Consider the following 14,866-nt stretch of genomic DNA (forward strand, 5'->3'; position numbering starts at 1 on the left):
TTCGGAGCCGGATCCGGCCCTGACGCGTTTGCCTGCCGAGCCTTATTGCCGGAGAGCCGATGACATTCGATCCCCTTCATATCCTCGTGGTCGAGGATGATTTCTTCGTTGCCGACAAGCTGTCGCGGGAAATCCGCGCCGGGGGCGACACGGTCGTGGGACCGTTCGCCGATGTCCATGACGCGATCCACAGGGTCGGGCTGGTGCAGGCGGCCATCCTGGACGTGCGGGTCCAGGACGAAAGCTCGTTCCAAGTGGCGGATTCCCTCAATCACCATGGCATCCCCTTCGTCTTCCTGACCGGCTATGACCCGCAGGCCGTGCCGGTCCGGTTTCCACGCCGTCACGTCTATACCAAGCCCAGCCATGCGGCGCCGCTGCTGCACGACCTTCACCAGCAGCATCGCGCCCTGGCCCCGCACGAGATCGACAGCGTCCAGGCCGCCGTTCTCGAGATGATCCGGCGGTCCCGCGCCGTGATGCCCGACGAGGCCTCGGCCGACCGCCTGGTCGAGGCGGCGCTGCTGCGCGCCATCGCCGAGACCACCGAACGCCGGATGGAAGGGGATGTCCGCACCCGCCTGCTGGACCTGCTGGAGGACGAATACAGCCAGCGCGGCAAGCTGCACCTGCAATAAGGCGGTCCGTCGCGCGCGCGGGCGGGATCACTGATCGGGCAGGCGGCCTGCCGCTTGCCTGGCCAGCAGGGCCTCGCGCAGGCGTGCCGCCAGTTCCCGAAGCCTGTCCGGGACGGCCTCCTGTTCCACCAGACAGCCCAGTTCCTTGAGGTGCCTTTCCATATCCTTGTCGAACTTCGCGTCCTTGCCCATGTCCTACCTCTCTCGGCATTTCCGCTCATGGCGCCCCGAACCGGGGAACCGCGCCTTTGTTCCAGGGAATGATGCACGGGTCCCGTTCCCGACGAAAAACCCATGTTCCAGACGGATCCGGCCTTTTCCGTGCAAGACGCCGCAGGTGTCCTTATCTTGATTGGCACCATTGTCCGATCCGGACGTTCAATTTCCATGAACCATCCCGCTGCACAAGCCCGGCCCGCGCCGCCCGATCTCAGCCGCATGGCGTCCCGGCCGCAGAGGAGCGCCGCTGCCCCCGGGCAAACCGCCGAAAGCTGCGCCATGGTCCCCGACCGGAGCCGGACATGAACATCCTGCACCTCAGGAACCGCCGCATCCTTGTCGTCGAGGACGATTACCTGATCGCCGAGGATCTCCGCCACGACCTGGAACAGGCCGGCGCCATCGTCGTCGGTCCCGTCCCTTCGGTTGACAAGGCCCTGCGGCTGCTGGACGCCAATCCCGCCATCGATGCGGCTGTCCTGGACGTGAACCTGAACGGAGAGCGAAGCTTTCCGGTCGCCGAACGGCTTGAAGCCAAGGCGATCCCGTTCCTGTTCGCCACCGGCTATGACCTGGAGGACATTCAGGCGCAATGGCGGCACGTCCCGGTCGTGACGAAGCCGCTGCAGATCGCCCTTGTCGCCCGGCTTTTGGAACAGGGCAGGCCGGCCTAGCGCGCCGCCCGCAGGCGGGCAGGAAAACTGCGTCCGGTTCCCGGAAAAGGCCATCGACTGACTTGCACGAAATGCAAAATCATCTATCCTTCCGATTGCAGTCGAGATTCGTGCTCACCCCAGGGGACCCTGTGCGCCACGACACGCACAGGGTTCTTTCTGGTCCGACAGGCTGCATGATGACGCGCCCCTGCCTTGCGGACCCGGCCCGGGGGGTCCTGATGCCGGTCCCTTGCGCCGGAACCGGCCGGCAGGATCACCCTGCCCTGGCGCCATGCCCCGCGGCGGTTGCCCCGCCGGCCAGCGATCCTTCCGCCGCCAGCCGGGGAACGGACGCCACCTCGCGCAGGATGCCGGCCATCAGGTCGTGGCCAAGCTGCCGCCTGTGTTCCAGCATCGTGCGGCCGTAATCGAAGGCCTTGCCCGCGAAATCGTCCTGGGGGTCCGACAGCACGACATGGCGGAACCGGCGGCCCGTCAGGTCGCAGTCCGCGATGATGCGGGCGGACTGGCCGGCAAAGACCAGTTCCTGCGCGCGGCAGGCAACGCCGTCCACCGTGGGCCTGAGGGGCTTTTGCAGCTCGAACAGATCCAGCGCCAGGATCAGGGCGTCGCCCGGGCGGTCCAGCAGCGGGCGCAGCGGCAGGTTCTCGCAGGTGCCGGGGTCCAGGAAATACCGCCCGTCGATGCGCACCGGCTGGAACAGCACCGGCAGGGCCGTGCTGGCCATCAGGTGATCGACCGTCAGCGGCGCGTCGGTGTTGCGGAAGGCCACGATCTCGCCCGTTTCGGCATCCAGCGCGGTGACCGTCAGCTCGATGTCGCCGTTGTTCAGATGGTCGAAGTCGATCAGTTCCCGAAACAGGCGCTGCATCCGGTCGCGGCGGAACAGCGCGCTGTCGGGGGGCATTCCCGGCATGATCTCCCAGATGCCGGGCCAGGACGGCAGGAACATCGAAGGATGGCCCATGGCCAGCGTTCCCGCCACCGCCGTCCGCCGTCCCGTCAGGGGTCTGGCCTGGCCCACGCGCGACAGGAACCGGCGCAGGGTTTCGTCGCGGCGGTCCGGCGGGCTTCCCGCGATCAGCGCGGCGACCACGGCGCCGATCGAGGCGCCCGACATGCGCGTGACGCGCATCCCGGATGCCTCGATGGCCTGCCAGGCGCCGGCATGGAAGGCGCCAAGCGCGTTCCCGCCGGCAAGGCAAAGCCAGGCCTCCACCGGATCAGCCGCCCAGGCGTTGCTGGATGGCCCGCAGCATCGACATGTGGGTGTCGATGGCCGGCACCCCCACGATGGATGCGCCTTGCGCCCGGGGATCGCTGCCGTTCTGGGCATAGGCGGCATGAAGGGCGCGAAGCTGTTCGTGCCCGGTCATCTGGCCTTGCAGGTACATGGTGTCGAATTCCGCGCCCGACAGGGCCGAAAGCTGTTCCACCATCGCGGCGTGTTCGGGCATCAGCTGTTCGGACGGGGCGGCGCCAAAGGCGGTGGCGACGGCTTCCTGCTCGGACACTTCAAGGGTGGCGAAGGCCTTGACCGCCGGATCGGATGCCTTGTCCAGCGCCATGCGGCTGGTCAGAAGGGCGAAGTTTCCCCCCAGCAGGATGTTCTGCTTGTCCGCATCGGGTGCGCCCTGCGCATGGGCAAGGCGGGCGACGGGCAGGACGGCGGCCAGGGCGCCGGCGGCAAAAAGCGTTCTACGTTCCATCGGTGGTCTCCTCCGTTGTGGGACAGCACGCAACGGGCGAACAAATGTTATGTTCCGGCGGTTGCTTTTTGATAACTCTGCCCCGCCCGGCACGCCGGGCGGAATTGGTGCGTGATGCGGGCCGGATCACGAAACGGTCAGCCCCCCTTTCGGCGTTCGGCCGGAACTTTGCCTGACATCACAGGTTCTTGGGCCATTCCCCTTGCGGGTCTGCTGAAGGAGACATCCCATGACCAAGCTTCTGACATCCACCGCCCTGATCGCCATGCTTTCCGGCCCGGCCCTGGCGCAAACGACCGCCGCCCCCGCCACCGAGGCACCTGCCGCGACGACACCCGCCACGGCGTCGGCCATGCCGGGCTTTGGCTACATGCCGATGCCGACCGACATGTCGGCGGACGATTTCCTTGAAAAGGACCTCTACGTGTCCGAAACCGATCCCGACACGACCGCGACCTATAACGACGCCGACGAAGACTGGGACAACATCGGCGAGATCGACGACCTGGTGATCGGCGACACGGGCGAGGTCAAGGCCGTGCTGGTCGATGTCGGCGGCTTCCTGGGCATGGGCGAAAAGACCGTCTCGGTGTCGATGGACCAGCTTCGCATGATCCGCGACGGCGATTCCGAGGACGACTATTTCATCGTCTTCACCGCCGACCGCGCCGCGCTTGAAAACGCGCCCGCCTTTGAATGGCCGCAGCGGGATTGATCCTTACAACTGCCGCACAGGCCCGGGGGCGCACCCCCGGGCCTTTCTCATGCGCTCACGCCTGCCGCCCCGGCCAGCCGCAGGGCCAGCGGCCGTGACGGGGATCGTCCCAGGCCGGCATGTCCAGCCAGGGATACCAGCACAGGCCCGCGACGGGCACGCCCGACAGCGCGATCTCGGCCTGGACATGGGCCAGCCAGCCCCAGCGGTCGCGGACATGGGGAAAGCGGCGATGCGCGGCGGGCAGCCCGTCGTGCCAGCCGGTCTCGGTGATCATCACCGGCAGGCGGTACCGGTCGGCCACCGCGCGCAGGACGCGGTGCAGCGGCTCGACCGCGTGGTGGGGGTAATAGTTGACGCCCACCATCTGCACATGGCCGCTGGCGACCAGCCGGTCGGTGGCCTTGAAGACGCGTGGATGCAGGTGGTGAAAGGGATCGCAGGTGGCAAAGCGCGGCCGGTTCGGCAGGCAGGCCGCGGTCGCCATCATCCGCAGCGCCATCTCGGTCGCCCGCCCCGGCGTCATCCCCGACACCCGCCGCCCGACCGAGGGTTCGTTCACCGCGATGGCCCAGGCATCCGGGGGCAGCGCCATGCAGCAGGCCGCCGCGTGCCGGGCGGGACGCGGCGGGGCGTCGAAATGGACGAAGTCCCAGATCACCGGGAAGCCCTCGGGCACGGCCCGGACGCGGGCGGCGATGTCGTGGCGCCAGGACAGCCCGTCGCGTGCCCCCGCGACGCCCTGGTCGCGCGCCACGGCATAGTGATGGGCCATGGACCCGTGGGGCAGGTGGTTGGTGGAATCCAGCAGGTCGTGCCCGTTCCAGTGCAGCCGCCCGCATTCGAAGCCCGCCAGGATCGGGGCGGGACCATCGGCGTGGCAGGACATCCGGTCGGGAAAAGCGGCGACGTTCATGGGGAATCGGGGGCAGCCTTGGTTCGGCCTGCCTGAACCATGGCGGCGCCCCGGATGCAATGGGGGTGAACAAAGATTGAACGCCGCGCTTTCCCCTTGGGGGTTGGCTTCCCATATGGGCGCCATGACCGACGATCCCCGCTGCCCCCTCTGCCTGCGCCCGATCCCGCCCGACGTGCCGCAAAGCCTGCACCACCTGGTCCCCCGGTCCAAGGGCGGCGCCAAGGGACCGGTCGTGCTGCTGCACCACATCTGCCACAAGGAAATCCACGCCGCGATCGGCGAAAAGGATCTGGCCCGCAACTTCAACACGCCCGAGGCCTTGCGCGCCCATCCCCGGCTGGCCGCCTTTGCCGAATGGGTCAGCCGCCGCCCGCCGGGTTTCCTGTCGCGCGTCCCCGGCGGCACGCGGCGCAAGCGGCGCTAGGGCGGATCGACATTCCTGACGGCATCGCCTTCGATCTGGCGAAGGCCATCGCCTTCGCCACGCCGCGCCATATCAACCTGAACCGCCGGGCCTCTAAAAGGCCCGGCCAGCGCCCGCCCCGCCCCCGGCGGGCGCTTCACGCCCCCCTGGGTCGGGCGCCGGCCTCATGTGGTCGCGGGCTGAACCGTTTCTGGTGGCACCGTTCCGTCGCGGGCGGGGGAAACGCGATGCGTTTCCTGATCCCGCCCGTTCGAGCAAGCGAACTGCCCTGCCCCAACCCTCACCCGTAATCGACCCACACCCCGCCCGCATCGGCGGACCGGACGCAGTGTTCCACCCAGCGGACGCCCTCGACCCCCGCCTCGATGCCCGGATAGCGCAGATGGGCCACGCGGGACGGATCGCCCTCCTCGTGCGCCTCGATGGCCAGGGCAAAGCGGGAATGCAGGTTGGCCCAGGCTTCGAACAACCCCTCGGGATGGCCCGCGCCGATGCGGTCGTCGGTCAGCGATTGCGGATGCAGATAGGCCATCCCCCGGTCCAGGACGCGCGCGGGTTCGCCCTGGATTTCCAGCCGCAACTGGTTGGGGTGTTCGTCCCACCATTCGACCGATCCCCTGGACCCCGTGACCCGCACCTTCTGCCCGTGCATCGACCCCGCGTTCACGGCGGATGTCCACAGCGTCCCCACCGCGCCGCCGTGGTATTCCATCAGCACCGTCGCGTTGTCCTCCAGCGGGGCGCGCGAGGCGACGAAACTTTGCCGGGTGCAGAGCAGCCGCTTGATCCGCAGATCCGGGCAGATGACCTGCGCGATGTACAGGGGATGCGTCGCCAGATCGCCCAGGACATAGCTGGGACCGGCAAAGGCCGGATCGACGCGCCAGCGGGCGGCGGGGTTGTCCCCCTCCACCGCCGCGCTGTGGAAGCCATGGGCGAATTGCAGGGTGACGATGCGGATGTCGCCCAGGGTGCCGTTCGCGACCAGGCGGGCGGCTTCCTCGATCATCTGGTGGCCGGAATAGCCATAGGTGACGCCCACGACCAACCCGCGTTCGCTGGCGATGGCTTGCAGGTCCAGCGCCTCGGCAGTGGTGAAGGTCAGCGGCTTTTCGCAGATGACGTGAAGATCCGCCAGCAGCGCGGCCCGCGTGATCGGGTAATGGGTGTTGTTCGGCGTGGCGACCGTCACGCAGCGGATGCCGTCGGGGCGCGCGGATTCGGCGGCGAACATCGCCCGGTAGTCGGGATAGCAGCGGTCCGGGTCCAGCCCCAGATCCGCCCCGAAGGCGCGGCCCCGGTCGGGGTCCAGGTCGAAGGCCCCGGCCTTGAGGTCGAAATACCCGTCCCGCATCGCGGCCGACCGGTGGACATAGCCGATCTGGCTGCCCCGGCCGCCGCCCACCATGCCCCAGCGGATCGGGGCTTTCGTCAGGCGGATGCCGTCGATCATCGGGTTTCCTCCTGGTGCCGGGCAAAGCCCACCCGTTCCAGATAGCGGCGGGACTTCGCGACATCGGCCAGCGAGCCGCCCGCGTTCCGGGGGTCGCGTTCCTGTTCCACCGTGATGAAGCCCGCATAGCCGCGCCGTTCCAGCAGCGCGAGGACGCCCGGATAGTCGATGGAGCCGTCGCCGATCGGGCACATCACCCCTTCGGCGCAGGCGTCAAAGAAGCGGATGCGGCGGGCCATTACCTCGGCGTATTTCGCCGCATTGATGTCCTTGAAATGGATGTAGTCCAGCCGGTCCCAGTATCGGTCCAACGTGGCGACCGGATCCATCCCGGCATAGGCGGTGTGGCCGGTGTCCAGGCACAGCCCGGCCTCGGACGCGGGGATGTCGGCGCAGATGCGGTCGATCTCGTCGGCGAACTCGATGTGGCCGCCCGCGTGGGGGTGGATGACGGCGCGGACGCCATGGTCGCGGGCGATGCGGGCGATGGCGCGGATGGTGGCGATCATCCCCGCCCAGGCGGCGGCGTCCAGCCGCAGGGCGCGGTCGGAATGGCCCGCGGCGTAATCGCGCGCGTCATGGCCCCAGTCCATCACCGTCAGATAGGGCGCAGGGAACCGCTGGCCCGGCGCCACGGGGGGTTTCGGCAGCGCCGTGATGACCGCACAGATCCGGCGGGCCTGGCGTTCCAGGTTTTCGCGGTTGGCGGGGTCCACCAGGTTGTCGAAGATCGTGCCCGCCACGACATAAAGGCCCCGCTTGCGCAGTTCCGCCGACACCGCGCCCGCGTCCAGCGGCATGTAGCCGTAGGGTCCCAGTTCCAGCCCGCCATAGCCTGCCGCCGCGGCCTCGGCCAGGACCAGCCGCCAGGGTGGCAGGTCGGGGTTGGAAACGTCGTCCACGCCCCAGCAGCAGGGTGCCGTCGTGATGGTGATGGTCATGGCTGTCCTCCGTCCCGCGCAGGATTAACCGGCAGGCCGCGAAGGGCGAAGGAATGTCTTGAGGGGAAACCTTCAATCCGCCACAGTCGCGCCGCACAAGGGGGGATCATGGCAAAGGTGACGCTGGAACAGGTGGCGCAGGCCGCGGGCGTGTCGGTCGCGACCGTGGACCGGGTGGTGAACCGGCGCGGTGGGGTGTCAGTGGACAAGGAAGCGGCGATCCTGCGCGCCGCGCGCGGGTTGGGCCTGGACCGCAGCCTGGCCATCAGGCCCACGACGGCCAAGCGCATCGCCGTCCTGATCCAGCCGCCCGCCAATCCGTTCCACGACCGGTTGCGCTGCGGGATCGACCAGGCCCGCGCCATCCATCGCGACCTGAACCTGCTGTTCCAGGTGGAACAGATCGACCCGGCGCAGCCCGACCGCATCGCCGCCCGGATCGCCCGCGCCGCCACCTGGGCCGACGGGATGATCCTGACCGTGCCCGCCGCCCCCCAGATCGTGACGGCAATCGAGGCGCTGCCGCCGCGCATCCCGGTCGTGACCATGGCCGACGACCTGCCCACCGCCCGCCGCGCCGCCTTTGTCGGTCCCGACGACCGCCAGTCGGGCCGCGTCGCGGGCGACCTGATGGGTCACCTGATGGGGCAGGGGGGCGAGGCGCTGGTCCTGATCGGCCGCTTCGACATGCCGGGCCACGGGGCGCGCAGCGGCGGCTTCATCGACGTGCTGGCCGGACGCCACCCGGCCGTCCGCGTGTGCGATGTCCTGGAAACGCACGAGGACAAGGCGACGGCGGCGGCCCTGGCCCTGCGCGCGGCGCGGGCGAACCCGGACCTGCGCGGCATCTATCTGTGCACCACCGGCTGTTCGGAACTGGTGGCCGCGCTTGCGCCCCTGCGCCGGTCGCGCCCCATCGCGGTCGTCACCCACGAACTGACGCCGCAGCGGCGCGCGCTGCTGACGACGCGCCAGGTGCAGGCCATCATCGACCAGAAGCCCATGCTCGAGGCGCGTCTTGCCGTGGAAACCATGGCCCGCCTGATCGGACGGCTGGAGGGCGAGGCGGGATCCATCGCCACCGGGATCCAGATCTTCATGCCGGAAAGCGTCTGACACCGCCGCTTGACGCCTCTGCGTGTGATGTGAAACCCTCACAGCCTTGATGGGTCACATCACCAGAGGGATCATGCGCCGTCCCACCATTGCCGATCTTGCGCGCGAGGCAGGCGTCAGCCTGGCCACCGCCGACCGCGTGCTGAACGGCCGCTTGAAGGTGCGCGAGGAAACCGCCCGGCGTGTGCAAGAGGCCGCGCAGCGCATCGGATACCATGGCGCGAACGCCCTGCGCGCGCGGCTGATGGCGGAACTGCCCGAACTGCATGTCGCGCTGATCCTGCAAAAGGAGCGCCACCCCTTCTACCAGGACTTCGCGCGCGAATTTCAGGATCAGGCGGCGCAGGTCGCCTCGCACCGGCTGCGGGTGACGGTGCGGTTCGCGCAATCCACGCTGCCGGGGGAACTGGAGCAACTGCTGACCTCGATGGCGGGCAAGGTCGATGCGGTGGCGGCGACGGGGCTTGACCACCACAAGGTCACGGCGGCGGTCAGCGCACTGCGCCAGCGGGGGATCCCGACCTTTTCGCTGTTGTCCGATTTCGCCCAGGGGGTGCGCGAAAGCTATGTGGGCACCAACAACATCAAGGTGGGGCGGACGGTTGCCTGGCTGATTTCCCGGATCGCAAGGAAACCCGGCAAGGTCGCGGTCTTCATCGGCGGCCACCGCTTTCACGGGCACGAGTTGCGCGAAACCGGCTTTCGCAGCTATTTTCGCGAATACGCCCCGGACTTCGAACTGCTGAACCCCCAGGTCAACCTGGAAACCCGGCAACTGACCCATGAGGCCGTAACCGAACTGCTGGAACGCCACAGCGACATTGTGGGCATCTATTGCGCGGGCGGGGGCATGGAAGGGGCCATCGCCGCCCTGCGCGAATTGCGCAAGCCCGGTGACGTGGCGCTGATCGTGAACGAACTGACCCCGGATTCGCGAGAGGCGCTGCAGGACCGCACCCTGTCGGTGGTCATCAGCACGCCCCTGCGCCAGGTATGCCGGGAAACCATCGCCCTGATGATCCATGCCCGCGACCATGGGCTGACCGACAATCCGGGCCAGCGGTTCCTGCCCTTCCAGATCTGGACGCCGGAAAGCCTGTGATGTGAAACCATCATCGGGGCATCATTTTCCATCAGGGATGATGGCTTCACCGGTCACGGCATGATTGACCCACGAGCAGCCTTCCGTGATCCTCCCCTTGCGACGGTCTGAGGAGAATCGTCGCCGCCTGCCAAAGACCGGGAACTGACCGAAACCCTGCATCTGCAGGGCTGGTCCCGTGCGTCCCGGCGGCCTGGCGATAACGAATAAAGGTGCCACGCGCACCAACAGTGGAGGGAAGACCATGAAGCGACTGCTGACGGCGACCGCGATCTGCGCGGTGATGGGAACGGCTGCCCAGGCCGAGAATATCGGGGTGTCCATGGCCCTTTTCGACGACAACTTCCTGACCGTGCTGCGCAACGGGATGGGGGACCATGCCGCCACCCTGGACGGCGTGACCCTGCAGATCGAGGATGCCCAGAACGACGTGGGCAAGCAGCTGAACCAGATCCAGAACTTCGTGGCCTCGGGCGTGGATGCGATCATCGTGAACCCGGTCGATACCGACGCCACCGTCGCCATGTCGCAGGCAGCAAGCGACGCGGGGATCCCGCTGGTCTATGTGAACCGGGAACCCGTGAACGTGGACGACCTGCCGGAAAACCAGGCCTTCGTCGCGTCCGACGAAAAGGAATCCGGCACGCTGCAAACCCGGGAAATCTGCCGCCTGCTGAAGGAGGCCGGCAAGACCGAGGCGAAAGCCGTGGTGCTGATGGGCGAACTTTCGAACCAGGCTGCCCGGGTGCGCACCCAGGACATCAAGGACGTGATCGCCACGCCGGAATGCAGCTTCATCCAGATCGTCGAGGAGCAGACGGCGAACTGGTCCCGCACGCAGGCGGCCGACCTGATGACCAACTGGATCACCTCGGGCCTGGAATTCGACGCGGTGATTTCCAACAACGACGAGATGGCCATCGGCGCGATCCAGTCGCTGAAATCGGCGGGCCGGCCGATGGACGACATCATCATCGGCGGCATCGACGCGACGCAGGACGCCCTGGCCGCGATGGCCGCAGGCGACCTGGACGTGTCGGTCTTCCAGAACGCCGCGGGCCAGGGCCAGGGCGCGGTCGATGCCGCCCTGAGCCTCGCGCGCGGCGAGGAGGTGGAAAACAAGGTTTATGTCCCTTTCGAGCTGGTGACGCCCGCGAACCTGGCCGATTATCAGGCCCGGAACTGAAACTGCCGCCGGGACGGCCCGCGTCCCGGCGCCTTATCGGATGGGGGAAAGACGATGGTCAGCCCTACAACGACCGCCGCCATTGACCGCGTGAAGGCCAGCATCGAGAGCGAAGGCGTGCTGTCGATCCGCGGCATCCGCAAGGAATTCCCGGGCGTGCTGGCGCTGGACGACGTGCGGTTGCGCATCATGCCCGGCACCGTCCATGCCCTGATGGGCGAGAACGGCGCGGGCAAGTCCACGCTGATGAAGATCATCGCCGGGGTCTATCAGCCCGATGCCGGGGAAATCCGGCTGCGGGGCCAGGTTGTCGCGCTGAAATCGCCGCTGGACGCGCTGGACCAGGGGATCTCGATGATCCACCAGGAACTGGCGCTAATGAACTGGATGACGGTGGCGGAAAACATCTGGATCCGGCGCGAACCCAAGAACCGCTTCGGCCTGATCGACCATGCCGAAATGACCCGGATGACGGCCGATCTGTTCGCGCGGCTGAACATCGCCCTTGATCCCCGTGCGCAGGTCAGCGAACTGACCGTCGCGCAAAAGCAGATGGTCGAGATCGCCAAGGCGGTCAGCCACAACTCCGACGTGCTGATCATGGACGAGCCGACATCGGCCCTGACGGAACGCGAGGTCGATCACCTGTTCGCCATCATCCGCGATCTTCGCGAACGGGGCATCGGCATCGTCTACATCACCCACAAGATGAACGAGCTGTTCGAGATCGCCGACGAGTTCACCGTGTTCCGCGACGGCAAGTACGTGGGCACCCACAACGCGAAGGACGTGACCCGTGACGACATCATCCGGATGATGGTGGGCCGCGAGATCACCAACATGTTCCCCAAGGTCGATTGCCCCATCGGCGACACGATCCTCGAGGTGCGCAACCTGACCCTTCCCGGCGTCTTCCACGACGTGTCCTTTTCCCTGCGCCGGGGCGAGATCCTGGGCCTGGCCGGGCTGGTCGGGTCCAAGCGGTCCAACGTGGCCGAGGCGCTGTTCGGCGTGACGCCCGCCGAGTCGGGCCAGATCCTGATCGACGGCGCGCCCGTGACCATCGCCACCCCGGCGCAGGCGATGGCGCAGGGCATGGCCTTCCTGACCGAGGACCGCAAGGAAACCGGCTGTTTCCTGACGCTGGATTGCCTGGAAAACATCCAGTCCGCGCTGATCACCCGCAGCCACGTGAAGCACGGCTTCGTCCGGCAGGCCGAGGTCACCCGCCTGGCCGAGGACATGGCCCGCACCCTGCGCGTCAAGACCCCGAACCTTCAGGAAACGGTGGAAAACCTGTCAGGCGGCAACCAGCAAAAGCTGCTGATCGCGCGCTGGCTTTTGACGAAACCCCGCATCCTGATCCTGGACGAACCCACCCGCGGCATCGACGTGGGCGCGAAATCCGAAATCCACCGCCTGATCACCGAACTGGCCGCGCAGGGCGTGGCGGTGCTGATGATCTCCTCGGAACTGCCCGAGGTTCTGGGCATGTCCGACCGCATCATGGTCATGCACGAAGGCCATGTGTCGGGCTTCCTGGACCGCGCGGACGCTACCCAGGTCAAGATCATGTCGCTTGCGGCGAAGTAAGGGAAACAGACCCATGAGCAGCCAAGACATTTCCGCCCGCGCCACCCCGCGCCCGCAACGCCGCCTGCCGACCGAGGTCAACATCCTGCTGGTCCTGATCGGCATCGCGCTCGTCTTCGAGATCCTGGGCTGGATCTTCCAGGGCCAGTCGTTCCTGCTGTCTTGGAACCGGCTCAAGATCATGATCCTGCAAGTGTCGGTGATCGGCATCATCGCCGTGGGGGTGACCCAGGTCATCATCTCGGGCGGGATCGACCTGTCGTCCGGGTCCGTGGTGGGCGCGGTCGCCATGGTGGCGATGTCGTTTGCCCAGGTGTCCACCTATGCCCGCGCGGTCTATCCCGCGCTGACCGACCTGCCGATGATCGTGCCCTTGCTGATCGGGCTTGGCTGCGGGGCCATCGTGGGGCTGATCAACGGCTGGCTGATCGCCTATACCAAGATCCCGCCCTTCATCGCGACGCTGGGCACCATGGTCACGGTGCGGGGCTTCGCCAAGTGGTACACCAAGGGCCAGCCGGTCTCCTTCCCGACCGAGGGCTTCGCCTGGATCGGATCGGGCATGATGCCGGTCGTCATCTTCATCCTGGTCGCCGCGATCTTTCACGTGGCGATGAAATACACCCGCTACGGCAAGTTCACCTATGCCATCGGCGCCAACGCCCAGGCCGCCCGCGTGTCGGGCATCGACGTGGAACGCCACCTGGTCAAGGTCTATGTCATCGCAGCCATGCTGGCCGCGCTGGCCGGGATGGTGGTCGCGGCCCGCGGCCAGACCGCGCAGGCGGGGATGGGCCTGGCCTATGAACTGGACGCCATCGCCATGGCGGTGATCGGGGGCGTGTCGCTCAATGGCGGGCGCGGGTCGATCCTGGGCACGGCCATCGGCATGGTGATCTTCGGCGTCATCATCTCGGGCTTCACCTTCCTGCGGCTGGATGCCTATTACCAGGAGATGATCAAGGGCGCGATCGTCGTGGCCGCCGTGGTGGCCGACGTGCATCGCCAACGAAAGCGCCGGAAGGCCTGACACGACACGCGCCCCGGCACCAGCCGGACCCCCGGACATACCCAACCAAGAGGATGCACTTCATGACCAGACTGCCCGGAAAGATCGCCGCCACCACCGCCCTGTGCCTGTCGCTGGCCGCCCCGGCGCTTGCGGACACGCAGATCGGCGTCACCATGACCTCGTTCGACAACCCCTTCCTGACCATCCTGCTGAACGGCATCCGCGCCGAGGCCGAACGCACCGAAGGCGTCACCCTGTCGGTCGAGGATGCGCAACTGGACGTGGCCAAGCAGCTGAACCAGGTCCAGAACTTCGTGGCCAACGGCGTGGACGCGATCATCGTGAACGCGGTCGATGGCGATTCGACCTCTGCCATCACCGCCACGGCGACGGCGGCGGGCATTCCGCTGATCTACGTGAACCACCCGCCCGCCGAGCTGGAAACCGGGATGCCCGCCGGCACCGCCTATGTCGGGTCGCAGGAAACCGATGCGGGCCGGCTGGAGGCCGCCGCCGTCTGCAAGGCGCTGGAGGGCCGCGAGGATCCCAAGGCCGTGATCCTGATGGGTCCTCTGGAAAACCACGCCGCCCTGGTGCGCACGCAGATGGTCGAGGAAGCCTTTGCCCAACCTGATTGCCAAGTCGAGATCCTCGAAAAGCAGGTCGCCAACTGGAACCGCGTGCAGGCGCAGGATCTGGTCACGTCCTGGATGACGGCGGGCCTGGAATTCGACGCCATCGTCGCCAACAACGACGAAATGGCCATCGGCGCGGCGCAGGCCCTGGCCGCCACCACCGGCAAGGGCGACATCGTCATCGCGGGCATCGACGCCACCGCCGACGGGCTGGCGGCGATGGAGGCCGGGCAGATGGACGTGACCGTCTATCAGAACGCCACCGGCCAGGGCGAGCAGGCGGTGAAGGCTGCGGTTGCCGCGGCCAATGGCGAGAAGATCGAACCCGAACACTGGATCCCCTTCGAGCCGGTCACGCCCGAGAACATGGCCGATTACAAGAAATAAGCGGTGCCGCCGGGCGGGGCGTTCCTCCTCCCCGCCCCGCCCGGCATTTTCAGACCGATACAGGACCAATCCATGCGCATTGCCATCGACCCCTTCATGCACCGCCATCTTCCGCTGGAGGCGATCCCGGCCAAGGTCAA

At 67.4% G+C, this 14,866-nt stretch carries 16 protein-coding genes; 10 read left to right on the plus strand and 6 right to left on the minus strand.

Annotated elements, in window-relative coordinates; translation table 11 throughout:
- The first annotated feature begins 59 nt into the window (after positions 1-59).
- Complete coding sequence (locus GIY56_RS15045) at positions 60-638, plus strand: response regulator (RefSeq protein WP_154765680.1); 579 nt, start codon at positions 60-62, stop codon at positions 636-638.
- A 27-nt stretch (positions 639-665) separates the two neighbouring features.
- Here GIY56_RS15045 and GIY56_RS15050 read toward each other — a convergent pair whose 3' ends face one another.
- On the minus strand, positions 666-830 hold the full coding sequence (locus tag GIY56_RS15050) for a hypothetical protein (RefSeq protein WP_154765681.1): 165 nt from the start codon (positions 828-830) through the stop codon (positions 666-668).
- A 329-nt stretch (positions 831-1,159) separates the two neighbouring features.
- Here GIY56_RS15050 and GIY56_RS15055 point away from each other — a divergent pair, with 329 nt between their 5' ends.
- Complete coding sequence (locus tag GIY56_RS15055; protein WP_154765682.1) at positions 1,160-1,531, plus strand: response regulator; 372 nt, start codon at positions 1,160-1,162, stop codon at positions 1,529-1,531.
- Between the two features lie 256 nt (positions 1,532-1,787).
- Here GIY56_RS15055 and GIY56_RS15060 read toward each other — a convergent pair whose 3' ends face one another.
- Both GIY56_RS15060 and GIY56_RS15065 read right to left on the minus strand, forming a co-directional pair.
- The gene (locus GIY56_RS15060) at positions 1,788-2,753 is read right to left on the minus strand and encodes a patatin-like phospholipase family protein (RefSeq protein WP_196053645.1); all 966 of its coding nucleotides are present in this window, start codon (positions 2,751-2,753) and stop codon (positions 1,788-1,790) included.
- A 4-nt stretch (positions 2,754-2,757) separates the two neighbouring features.
- Positions 2,758-3,243 carry a DUF4142 domain-containing protein gene (locus GIY56_RS15065; RefSeq protein ID WP_154765684.1) on the minus strand — a complete coding sequence of 162 codons (486 nt, stop codon included), beginning with the start codon at positions 3,241-3,243 and terminating at the stop codon, positions 2,758-2,760.
- A gap of 229 nt (positions 3,244-3,472) precedes the next feature.
- Here GIY56_RS15065 and GIY56_RS15070 point away from each other — a divergent pair, with 229 nt between their 5' ends.
- Positions 3,473-3,958, plus strand: coding sequence for a PRC-barrel domain-containing protein (locus GIY56_RS15070; protein WP_154765685.1), 486 nt, complete (start codon positions 3,473-3,475; stop codon positions 3,956-3,958).
- 55 nt (positions 3,959-4,013) lie between these two features.
- On the opposite strand, the gene GIY56_RS15075 is transcribed toward GIY56_RS15070, so the two are convergent.
- Positions 4,014-4,874, minus strand: a complete 861-nt coding sequence (locus GIY56_RS15075; RefSeq protein ID WP_154765686.1) for a hypothetical protein — start codon at positions 4,872-4,874, stop codon at positions 4,014-4,016.
- Positions 4,875-4,998: 124 nt separating this feature from the next.
- Between GIY56_RS15075 and GIY56_RS15080 the strand changes: the two genes are divergently transcribed.
- Positions 4,999-5,301: an HNH endonuclease gene (locus GIY56_RS15080; RefSeq protein ID WP_154765687.1), complete on the plus strand. Its 303-nt coding sequence runs from the start codon at positions 4,999-5,001 to the stop codon at positions 5,299-5,301.
- A gap of 280 nt (positions 5,302-5,581) precedes the next feature.
- Here GIY56_RS15080 and GIY56_RS15085 read toward each other — a convergent pair whose 3' ends face one another.
- On the minus strand, positions 5,582-6,754 hold the full coding sequence (locus GIY56_RS15085) for a Gfo/Idh/MocA family protein (protein WP_154765688.1): 1,173 nt from the start codon (positions 6,752-6,754) through the stop codon (positions 5,582-5,584).
- Complete coding sequence (locus GIY56_RS15090) at positions 6,751-7,695, minus strand: TIM barrel protein (RefSeq protein ID WP_154765689.1); 945 nt, start codon at positions 7,693-7,695, stop codon at positions 6,751-6,753. Before GIY56_RS15090 ends, GIY56_RS15085 begins: the two co-directional genes overlap by 4 nt.
- Before the next feature lie 108 nt (positions 7,696-7,803).
- Between GIY56_RS15090 and GIY56_RS15095 the strand changes: the two genes are divergently transcribed.
- The 6 genes from GIY56_RS15095 (at position 7,804) to GIY56_RS15120 (ending at position 14,726) form a co-directional block, all read left to right on the plus strand.
- Positions 7,804-8,811, plus strand: a complete 1,008-nt coding sequence (locus tag GIY56_RS15095) for a LacI family DNA-binding transcriptional regulator (protein WP_154765690.1) — start codon at positions 7,804-7,806, stop codon at positions 8,809-8,811.
- A gap of 73 nt (positions 8,812-8,884) precedes the next feature.
- On the plus strand, positions 8,885-9,913 hold the full coding sequence (locus tag GIY56_RS15100; protein ID WP_154765691.1) for a LacI family DNA-binding transcriptional regulator: 1,029 nt from the start codon (positions 8,885-8,887) through the stop codon (positions 9,911-9,913).
- A gap of 244 nt (positions 9,914-10,157) precedes the next feature.
- Complete coding sequence (locus tag GIY56_RS15105; RefSeq protein ID WP_154765692.1) at positions 10,158-11,099, plus strand: sugar ABC transporter substrate-binding protein; 942 nt, start codon at positions 10,158-10,160, stop codon at positions 11,097-11,099.
- A gap of 54 nt (positions 11,100-11,153) precedes the next feature.
- Positions 11,154-12,692, plus strand: coding sequence for a sugar ABC transporter ATP-binding protein (locus tag GIY56_RS15110; RefSeq protein WP_154765693.1), 1,539 nt, complete (start codon positions 11,154-11,156; stop codon positions 12,690-12,692).
- Positions 12,693-12,705: 13 nt separating this feature from the next.
- Positions 12,706-13,722 carry an ABC transporter permease gene (locus tag GIY56_RS15115; RefSeq protein WP_154765694.1) on the plus strand — a complete coding sequence of 339 codons (1,017 nt, stop codon included), beginning with the start codon at positions 12,706-12,708 and terminating at the stop codon, positions 13,720-13,722.
- Positions 13,723-13,784: 62 nt separating this feature from the next.
- Complete coding sequence (locus GIY56_RS15120) at positions 13,785-14,726, plus strand: substrate-binding domain-containing protein (protein WP_154765695.1); 942 nt, start codon at positions 13,785-13,787, stop codon at positions 14,724-14,726.
- Positions 14,727-14,866 lie beyond the last annotated feature (140 nt).

This window comes from Paracoccus lichenicola, from assembly GCF_009708075.1.
GTDB classification, from domain to species: Bacteria; Pseudomonadota; Alphaproteobacteria; order Rhodobacterales; family Rhodobacteraceae; genus Paracoccus; species Paracoccus lichenicola.

What these genes read in the sequence shown, in the direction of transcription:
- GIY56_RS15045 (WP_154765680.1), top strand. Translation starts at nt 60, where the DNA reads ATGACATTCGATCCCCTTCATATCCTCGTGGTCGAGGATGATTTCTTC.
- GIY56_RS15050 (WP_154765681.1), bottom strand. Translation starts at nt 830, where the DNA reads ATGGGCAAGGACGCGAAGTTCGACAAGGATATGGAAAGGCACCTCAAG.
- GIY56_RS15055 (WP_154765682.1), top strand. Translation starts at nt 1,160, where the DNA reads ATGAACATCCTGCACCTCAGGAACCGCCGCATCCTTGTCGTCGAGGAC.
- GIY56_RS15065 (WP_154765684.1), bottom strand. Translation starts at nt 3,243, where the DNA reads ATGGAACGTAGAACGCTTTTTGCCGCCGGCGCCCTGGCCGCCGTCCTG.
- GIY56_RS15070 (WP_154765685.1), top strand. Translation starts at nt 3,473, where the DNA reads ATGACCAAGCTTCTGACATCCACCGCCCTGATCGCCATGCTTTCCGGC.
- GIY56_RS15075 (WP_154765686.1), bottom strand. Translation starts at nt 4,874, where the DNA reads ATGAACGTCGCCGCTTTTCCCGACCGGATGTCCTGCCACGCCGATGGT.
- GIY56_RS15080 (WP_154765687.1), top strand. Translation starts at nt 4,999, where the DNA reads ATGACCGACGATCCCCGCTGCCCCCTCTGCCTGCGCCCGATCCCGCCC.
- GIY56_RS15085 (WP_154765688.1), bottom strand. Translation starts at nt 6,754, where the DNA reads ATGATCGACGGCATCCGCCTGACGAAAGCCCCGATCCGCTGGGGCATG.
- GIY56_RS15090 (WP_154765689.1), bottom strand. Translation starts at nt 7,695, where the DNA reads ATGACCATCACCATCACGACGGCACCCTGCTGCTGGGGCGTGGACGAC.
- GIY56_RS15095 (WP_154765690.1), top strand. Translation starts at nt 7,804, where the DNA reads ATGGCAAAGGTGACGCTGGAACAGGTGGCGCAGGCCGCGGGCGTGTCG.
- GIY56_RS15100 (WP_154765691.1), top strand. Translation starts at nt 8,885, where the DNA reads ATGCGCCGTCCCACCATTGCCGATCTTGCGCGCGAGGCAGGCGTCAGC.
- GIY56_RS15105 (WP_154765692.1), top strand. Translation starts at nt 10,158, where the DNA reads ATGAAGCGACTGCTGACGGCGACCGCGATCTGCGCGGTGATGGGAACG.
- GIY56_RS15110 (WP_154765693.1), top strand. Translation starts at nt 11,154, where the DNA reads ATGGTCAGCCCTACAACGACCGCCGCCATTGACCGCGTGAAGGCCAGC.
- GIY56_RS15115 (WP_154765694.1), top strand. Translation starts at nt 12,706, where the DNA reads ATGAGCAGCCAAGACATTTCCGCCCGCGCCACCCCGCGCCCGCAACGC.
- GIY56_RS15120 (WP_154765695.1), top strand. Translation starts at nt 13,785, where the DNA reads ATGACCAGACTGCCCGGAAAGATCGCCGCCACCACCGCCCTGTGCCTG.